General features: G+C 52.0%; 7 protein-coding genes. All 7 read left to right on the top strand.

The features are described from left to right. A partial coding sequence (locus ACTQZS_RS01885) for a group II intron maturase-specific domain-containing protein (RefSeq protein ID WP_441474302.1) occupies nucleotides 1-367 on the top strand: 367 nt, incomplete at its 5' end. Nucleotides 368-683: 316 nt separating this feature from the next. Then, entirely contained in the window at nucleotides 684-1,529 is an 846-nt protein-coding gene (gene larE, locus ACTQZS_RS01880; protein ID WP_441474321.1) for an ATP-dependent sacrificial sulfur transferase LarE, read from the top strand. A gap of 169 nt (nucleotides 1,530-1,698) precedes the next feature. Next, the gene (larB, locus tag ACTQZS_RS01875) at nucleotides 1,699-2,478 is read left to right on the top strand and encodes a nickel pincer cofactor biosynthesis protein LarB (RefSeq protein WP_441474301.1); all 780 of its coding nucleotides are present in this window, start codon (nucleotides 1,699-1,701) and stop codon (nucleotides 2,476-2,478) included. Between the two features lie 237 nt (nucleotides 2,479-2,715). Next, complete coding sequence (gene larC / locus ACTQZS_RS01870) at nucleotides 2,716-4,095, top strand: nickel pincer cofactor biosynthesis protein LarC (protein WP_441474300.1); 1,380 nt, start codon at nucleotides 2,716-2,718, stop codon at nucleotides 4,093-4,095. A gap of 312 nt (nucleotides 4,096-4,407) precedes the next feature. Further along, a complete protein-coding gene (locus tag ACTQZS_RS01865) occupies nucleotides 4,408-5,337 on the top strand; it encodes an alpha/beta fold hydrolase (protein WP_441474299.1) in 930 nt (309 codons plus the stop codon). Nucleotides 5,338-5,392: 55 nt separating this feature from the next. Next, nucleotides 5,393-6,277, top strand: a complete 885-nt coding sequence (gene pgeF / locus ACTQZS_RS01860; RefSeq protein WP_441474298.1) for a peptidoglycan editing factor PgeF — start codon at nucleotides 5,393-5,395, stop codon at nucleotides 6,275-6,277. Between the two features lie 194 nt (nucleotides 6,278-6,471). Beyond that, nucleotides 6,472-7,761: an aminotransferase gene (locus ACTQZS_RS01855; protein WP_441474297.1), complete on the top strand. Its 1,290-nt coding sequence runs from the start codon at nucleotides 6,472-6,474 to the stop codon at nucleotides 7,759-7,761. Nucleotides 7,762-7,774 lie beyond the last annotated feature (13 nt).

Genomic DNA, 7,774 nt, shown 5'->3' with positions numbered 1-7,774 from the left:
TTCCCGTAAGTCTGTGCAGACCATCAAGCCTAGTCTTGAGAAAATCAAGGTATATGCGAGAGGATGGCTTAACTACTACGGTATAGCAAGCATGAAGAACAACATAGATGAAATCAACAAATGGCTCTATCACAGAATACGTATGTGTATATGGAAACAATGGAAAAAGCCCAAGACAAAGGTACGTAATCTGATTAAGATGGGCGTGCCCGAGGACTTAGCATGGCAGGCTGGGAACAGCCGAAGAGGCCATTGGTTCACGACGCATACAGTCGCAGTCAATATGGCTATGACAAAAGAAAGACTGATAAACAGTGGCTTCTATGATTTAGCCACGGCCTATCAGTCTGTGCACGTCAACTATTGAAAGCGCCGTATACCGAACGGTACGTACGGTGTTGTGAGAGGACGGCGGTTAGTCACCGCCTCCTACTCGATTCGGGTAATGCGCATCGTGTTATTTGCATCGTGTGATTTGTGTCCGTCGCTTTGCGTTCTGAGTTTTGTGCCGTGCGTTTTGCTGTTACCGGTGCTGTGAAGGTCAGTTGCAAATCAATTTGTCCGCATATATAATGTTCCTATATGGACATCATATATGCGGGCTGTTTTTGTAAGAAATGCCTGCGGTTGTCGATACAGAGGAGGAGCGGATGATGACGGCGTTCAATGTACCGGTGGAGGGAATCGATCAGGAACTGGAAGGAAAGCTTCAGATCCTGCGAAGGGAGATCGAGGGCTTCGGAAGCCTTGCGGTCGCCTTTTCGGGCGGTGTGGATTCGACTTTTCTGGTGAAGACTGCGCATGATGTACTGGGGGACAGGATGATTGCTGTAACCGCAAGGTCAGAATCCTTTCCGGAGAGGGAACTCAGGGAGGCGGAGGAATTCTGCGAGAAGGAAGGAATTCGTCATGAAGTGGTGCTTTCGGAGGAGCTGGAGATCGAAGGATTTCGGCATAATCCGAAGAACCGCTGTTACCTGTGTAAGCATGAGCTTTTTGAGAAGATCCTTGGCATCGCGAAGGAAAAGGGGATTGCTTTCGTTGCGGAGGGATCGAATATGGATGATAACGGCGATTATCGTCCCGGACTTACGGCGGTAGCCGAGCTTGGCGTTAAGAGCCCGCTGAGGGATGCGGGTCTTGATAAAGCGGAGATTCGCAGGCTGTCGAAGGCTATGAATCTCCCGACGTGGAACAAGCAGTCCTTCGCCTGTCTGTCTTCGAGATTTGTATACGGAGAGGAGATCACGAGGGAAAGGCTTCACATGGTGGATCAGGCTGAGCAGCTTCTGCTGGATCTTGGATTTCATCAGGTGCGGGTGAGAATCCACGGCGGGGCAATCGCCAGGATCGAGGTTCTGCCGGAGGAGTTTCCAAGGCTGATGCGGGACGAAATTCGCAGGACAATTGTGATGAGCTTCAAGAATTATGGATTTGCATATGTGACGATGGATCTTCAGGGATACCGCTCCGGCAGCATGAACGAGACGCTCACCCGGGAGCAGAAGGAACACGGAACCGAGGCATGACCCGGAGATTTCCAGACTGTACAGGCGGAAGGGTGTGAGAATTACAGCGCACTGGAAAGGTGTGCTGCAGCGGTTTCCAGACTGTACAGATGGAAGGGAGTGAGAATTACAGCGCGCTGGAAAGGTGTGCTGCAGCGGTTTCCAGGTGTACGGGCAGAGAGGTGTGAGAATGTCGGATATAACGGAAATACTGGAAAAAGTGAAGAACGGTGAGATCAGTACCGCACAGGCGGAGAAGCTGCTTGACAGAGGCGGCATCGAGGAGATGGGGTACGCCAAGCTGGACATGAACAGGGATGCACGGACCGGTTTCCCGGAGGTTATTTACTGTGAGAGAAAGACGGATGATTTCCTGGTAAGTATCTACAGAAAGATGCTTGAACAATATGGAGAGGTGTTGGGCACCCGCGCGAGTGATCACCAGTACCGGATTATCAAAGACGTGATTCCGGAAGTGGTCTATGATCCTGTTTCTCATATCCTCAAGGTGGAGAAAAAAGATAAGGTGAGAATCGGCAGAATTGCCGTCTGCACCGCGGGGACAGCGGATATTTCCGTTGCGGAGGAAGCGGCGCAGACGGCTGAATTTTTTGGATCTGCAGTGGACCGGATCTATGATGTGGGCGTCAGCGGGATACATCGGCTGTTTGCGCATATGGAGGAAATCCAGGCAGCAAACTGTGTCGTTGCGGTTGCGGGAATGGAGGGGGCACTGGCGAGTGTTCTCGGAGGACTTGTCCGGAATCCGGTGATCGCAGTTCCGACATCGGTTGGTTATGGAGCCAGTCTGAACGGACTCTCTGCCCTTCTGACGATGATCAATTCCTGCGCGAACGGGATAGCGGTAGTGAATATCGACAACGGGTACGGCGCCGGATATATGGCTACGCAGATCAACCGTCTTGCTGTCCGGGGCAGTGTAACGGAAACGGACGCAGATGGCCGGTAAGAAGGCGTCTGCATGGTTGCAGCAGACGGTTCGGAGCGTATGTGTAACGGAAACGGACGCAGATGGCCGGTAAGAAGTCTGGATAGTCTGTGGTATGTGATTTTTCTATGAGGCAGCGGAAGCAGCCGGGCGGGGATGTCGTCGTCAGAAATCGTCAAAAAGTAAGGTCTTTGGATAAGGAGATCTTTGTTCTGACGGCTGCGAGGGAGCGAAGTGGAACCGGAAAGGAATGACAGAATGGGGATGAGGAATCAGGGGAAAAAATATCTGTATCTGGACTGCGCGTCCGGAATCAGCGGGGATATGGCGGTTGCGGCGCTTCTGGATCTGGGTGCGGACCGCAGAGCTCTGGACCGGGCGCTTGGAAGCATTCATGCGGAAGGCTTCCGTGTCGAAATCGGAAGAGTGAGGAAATCAGCCATAGACTGCTGTGATTTTCGTGTGATTCTGGACGAGGAGCATGAGAATCACGACCATGACGCGGCTTATCTTTACGGCAGCCGGGAAATGGCGGGGGAGGTGCCGGCACATAAAGTGCATCACGCGCACCGGACGCTGGAGGAGATCGAGAATATCCTGGCGGATGTCGATATGTCGGATCACGCGCTGGAGCTTGCCGGCAGAATTTTTGAGATCCTGGCGGAGGCGGAAGCCAAAGCACACGGAGTTCCGACGGGGCAGGTCCATTTTCATGAGGTCGGAGCCATTGATTCCATCGTGGACATTGTGGCGGTCTCAGTATGTATGGACAGCCTTGAGACAGACGGGGTAATCATTCCGCGGCTCTGCGAGGGAAGGGGAATGGTACGCACGCAGCATGGACTTCTTCCGGTTCCGGTTCCGGCGGTTGTGAATATCGCGCAGGCTGGCGGATTGAATCTGGAGATGTGTGACAGGCAGGGGGAGTACGTGACTCCTACGGGAGCAGCGTTTGCTGCCGCGGTCATCACCTCCGACCATCTTCCCGGAAGATTCCGGATCCTTTCCACAGGACTGGGAGCAGGGAAGCGGGAACAGGAGGTTCCGGGAATCCTGAGAGCTATGCTGATTGAACCCGTGGAGGTTCCGGAATCGGAAAGCCCTTGCGCCGGAGCCGCAGAGCCGTGTTCCTCCGGGAGTAGGATTATAATCGGAGCAGAAGCGGCGGGGGCAGAGAACAGGAGCTTTTCCGACGGCTTTACGGTCGGCGACAGTATATGGAAGCTGGAAACCAATATCGATGACTGCAGCGGGGAGATCCTCGGCTACACGCTGGAACGGCTTCTGAAGAAAGGGGCGAGAGATGTCCATTACACGCCGGTTTATATGAAGAAGAACCGGCCGGGGTGGCTTCTCACGGTGCTCTGCGACGAGCAGGAGATTCCGGATCTGGAGCGGATTATCTTTGAGGAGACGACGACGATCGGAATCCGCAGAATCCGGATGGAGAGAGATACACTTCCCAGAAAGTCCGAGAAGGTGATGACTCCGTATGGAGGGATTGAGGTCAAAACGGTGAGCATCGGCAGCAGGAAGAAGGTATATCCGGAATATGAAAGTGTTGCCAGGGCAGCCGCGGAAACGGGGGCGGCCTTTGAGACGGTTTATCTGAGCGCGAGGGATTCCTATGAGGAGTGAGGGCTGAGGGACTATTCCCAGGACGTGTATTTGTCTGCATCCCTTGGACGATTCGGGCAGCGTTCCGGATGATTGCGTTTAGAGGTGAGTCGTTGGATTTTCGCAGAGAGTCATGTATTCATTATTTTGGGTGACCGAAATCTTACGTGTCCACGGTTCTGGGCACAGCAGATAATTGGGGTTTGGAGGAGTGTCATTGCGTTTATGAAAGCTATTGCGTTTTTGGGGAAGGCAATTGGGGCTTAAGAGAACGAATTTCACATATCAGTTGAATCAGAGATAGGGAAAACTGAAGACAAGGGAGGTTTTTACATGAAAAGGGATTTCAGATATCCTTCAAGGGATGGGAAAACATCGATTCACGCGATCGAGTGGATTCCGGATGGTGAGGTAAGTGCAGTCGTTCAGGTGGTTCACGGGATGGTGGAATTTATCGACCGATACGACAGAATCACGAATCTTCTGAACACAAAGGGAATTTATGTCGTGGGGAACGACCATCTGGGACACGGAGCGTCTGTCGTCAGTGAAGAGGATTACGGATATTTTGCGGAAAAAGACGGAAACAGGTGTGTGATCGGAGACATTCAGACTCTGCGTGAGATGACAGAGAAAAAGTATCCCGGCGTACCTTATTTTATCCTGGGACACAGCATGGGCTCCTTCCTGACCGCGCAGTATATCGAGGAGTACGGGGAAGGACTTTCCGGGGCGGTGATCTCGGGAACCGGATATCAGAGCGCAGGTACACTCAGGGCAGGAAAGGCGATCTGCAAAGCGATTGCCGCTTTTAAGGGGTGGAGGTATCGGAGTTCGTTTGTCAATAATATGGCACTGGGCTCCTACAACAAAAAATTTGAGCCTGCGCGGACAGCCAATGACTGGCTCACCCGGGATACAAAAATCGTCGATGCATACTGCGCGAATCCCTGGAACAATTTTATGTTTACCTTGAACGCATATTATAATCTCTTTACCGGAATTGAGATTGCGGAGAAGGAAGAAAATATCAGCAGAATACCAAAGGAGCTCCCGGTTTTGATTGTGAGCGGCGGAGATGACCCGGTAGGAAATTTCGGAAAGGGCCCCGCGAAGGTAGCGGAGAATTTCCGGAAATGCGGAGTGCGCGATGTGAAATGCAGGATATATCCCGGGGACCGGCATGAAATTCTGAATGAACTGGATCACGAGGTGGTTGACGGGGAGCTGATCGACTGGATCACGGATAAGAGCAGAAAGTAAAGCACCATGGCCCGTAAGCGGGTGCCGAAAACCGTATAAGCTACAGGAGGAACAGATGGGATATTCTTCAGCTGAGAAAATCAAAATAGCACTGAACAGGAAGGAGAATACGAATCTGCCTGTTCTGGCGGGTGAGGGGATTCCGCTTCTGAAATTTCCCTCTCTGGACGGGACAGGGATTGTGGAGCATGGATTTACTACGAGGATAGGCGGTGTGAGCGGAATGGAGCCCGGAATGGAGCACCTTCGCTCCCTGAATCTGAGTTTTTCCAGAGGCGACCGGGAGGAGAACGTGCGGGAAAATTTCCGCAGAGTTGCTCAGGAATTCGGAGTTGAAACGAACCGGTTTGTTTTCTCCGCGCAGACGCACACATCAAATGTACGGACCGTGACGGAGGCGGATGCGGGGAGAGGACTGACCAGACCTCAGGATCAGAATGATGTGGATGCTCTGGTGACGGATGAGCGCCGTCTGGTGCTGAGTATTTTCGTTGCGGACTGTGTTCCGGTGGCGTTCGTGGATCCGGTACACCGCGCAATCGGGATGGCACATTCCGGCTGGCGCGGAACTGCGGCAAGAATCGGAGCGGCTGTCGTGCAGAGAATGCGGGAAAATTACGGAACCAATCCGGAGGACCTGATCTGTGCGATCGGGCCTTCTGTCTGCCGGGACTGTTATGAGGTAAGCGACGACGTGGCACAGCGTATGGCGGATGAATTTCACGGACATGAGAGTGAGATTCTGGAGGACAGGCATAACGGGCACTATCAGCTGGATCTCTGGGAGACAAACCGGATCGTCCTTGAGGATGCCGGTGTGCCGGCGGAGCAGATCTCTGTAACGGGGGTGTGCACCTGCTGCAATCCGAAGGTACTTTTTTCTCACAGGGCCAGCCACGGGATGCGGGGAAATCTCGGAGCATTTCTGATGCTGAAGTAAAGATGAATATTAAATGAACAAAAAATTCTTTTCTGTGGGGTTTTGCCTGTCAATAATCAACAATTTTGCAAGATACTGATGAAATACTTGCATATCGGTGTTATAATAGCACTCGATGGTCTGAAAAATACGAATGGATCCTCTATTTTGTATCAGACAGGATCAGATAAACCGCATCGGAAGGAGTACAGGATATGAAGCCTTACAAGGAAATGAGCAAGGAAGAGCTTGCGTCGGAGATCGAATTACTCAGAAAACAGTACAAGAAGTACCAGGGGATGGAATTAAACCTGAATATGGCACGCGGAAAGCCTTGTCAGGAGCAGCTGGATCTCTCGATGGGGCTGATGGACGCTCTTACATCAGATGCGGATCTTACCTGTGAGGACGGGACGGACTGCAGAAACTATGGAGTTCTGACCGGAATCCATGAGGCTAAGGTTCTGATCGGAGATATGATGGAGAACAATCCGGATGATATCATTATCTATGGAAACTCCTCTCTGAATGTTATGTATGATACAATTTCACGTGCGTATTCCCACGGAATCATGGGGAATACGCCGTGGTGCAAGCTGGACAAGGTGAAATGGCTCTGTCCGGTCCCGGGATATGACCGTCATTTCGGAATTACGGAATATTTCGGCTTTGAGATGATACCGGTGCCGATGTCACCGACCGGTCCGGATATGGATATGATCGAGAATCTTGTCGCAAACGATGATTCCATCAAGGGAATCTGGTGTGTTCCGAAGTACTCGAATCCGCAGGGATACTCCTATTCTGACGACACGGTGCGCCGCTTCGCCAGACTGAAGCCCGCGGCAAAGGACTTCCGGATTTTCTGGGACAATGCCTACGGAATTCATCACCTCTATGACGACAAACAGGATTACCTGATTGAGATTCTGGCCGAGTGCAAGCGCGCCGGCAATCCGGATCTCGTATACAAGTTCGCGTCTACCTCCAAGATCACCTTCCCGGGCAGCGGAATCGCGGCAATGGCTACATCGCCGAACAACATGAAGGACATTCTGGAGACCATGAAGCATCAGACAATCGGCCATGATAAGGTCAATCAGCTTCGTCACGTTCGTTTCTTCAAGGATATTCACGGCATGGTGGAGCATATGAGAAAGCAGGCGGATATCATCCGTCCGAAGTTCGAGGCGGTTGAGCAGATTCTGGATGAGGAGCTTTCCGGACTGGAGATCGGTACATGGACGATGCCGAGGGGTGGTTATTTCATCAGCTTTGACGCTCTGGACGGCTGCGCGAAGGAAATCGTAGGAAAGTGCAAGAAGGCGGGAGTTCAGATGACTGGCGCCGGAGCTACATGGCCTTATGGAAAGGATCCGCACGATTCCAATATCCGTATCGCTCCGACCTATCCGCCGATTGATGATCTGAAGACGGCGGCGAAGCTTTTCACTCTCTGTGTGAAGCTGGTAAGTGCGAATAAGATTTATTCTGAGATGCAATAAATTTTATATGTCA

The organism is Bilifractor sp. LCP19S3_H10, assembly GCF_052119185.1.
Classification (GTDB): Bacteria; Bacillota; Clostridia; order Lachnospirales; family Lachnospiraceae; genus Bilifractor.
This window is presented reverse-complemented; position numbering and strand designations above follow the sequence as displayed.

Coding starts and splice junctions, on each gene's coding strand:
- ACTQZS_RS01865 (WP_441474299.1), top strand. CDS start 4,408: ATGAAAAGGGATTTCAGATATCCTTCAAGGGATGGGAAAACATCGATT.
- ACTQZS_RS01855 (WP_441474297.1), top strand. CDS start 6,472: ATGAAGCCTTACAAGGAAATGAGCAAGGAAGAGCTTGCGTCGGAGATC.
- larC (WP_441474300.1), top strand. CDS start 2,716: ATGGGGATGAGGAATCAGGGGAAAAAATATCTGTATCTGGACTGCGCG.
- larB (WP_441474301.1), top strand. CDS start 1,699: ATGTCGGATATAACGGAAATACTGGAAAAAGTGAAGAACGGTGAGATC.
- pgeF (WP_441474298.1), top strand. CDS start 5,393: ATGGGATATTCTTCAGCTGAGAAAATCAAAATAGCACTGAACAGGAAG.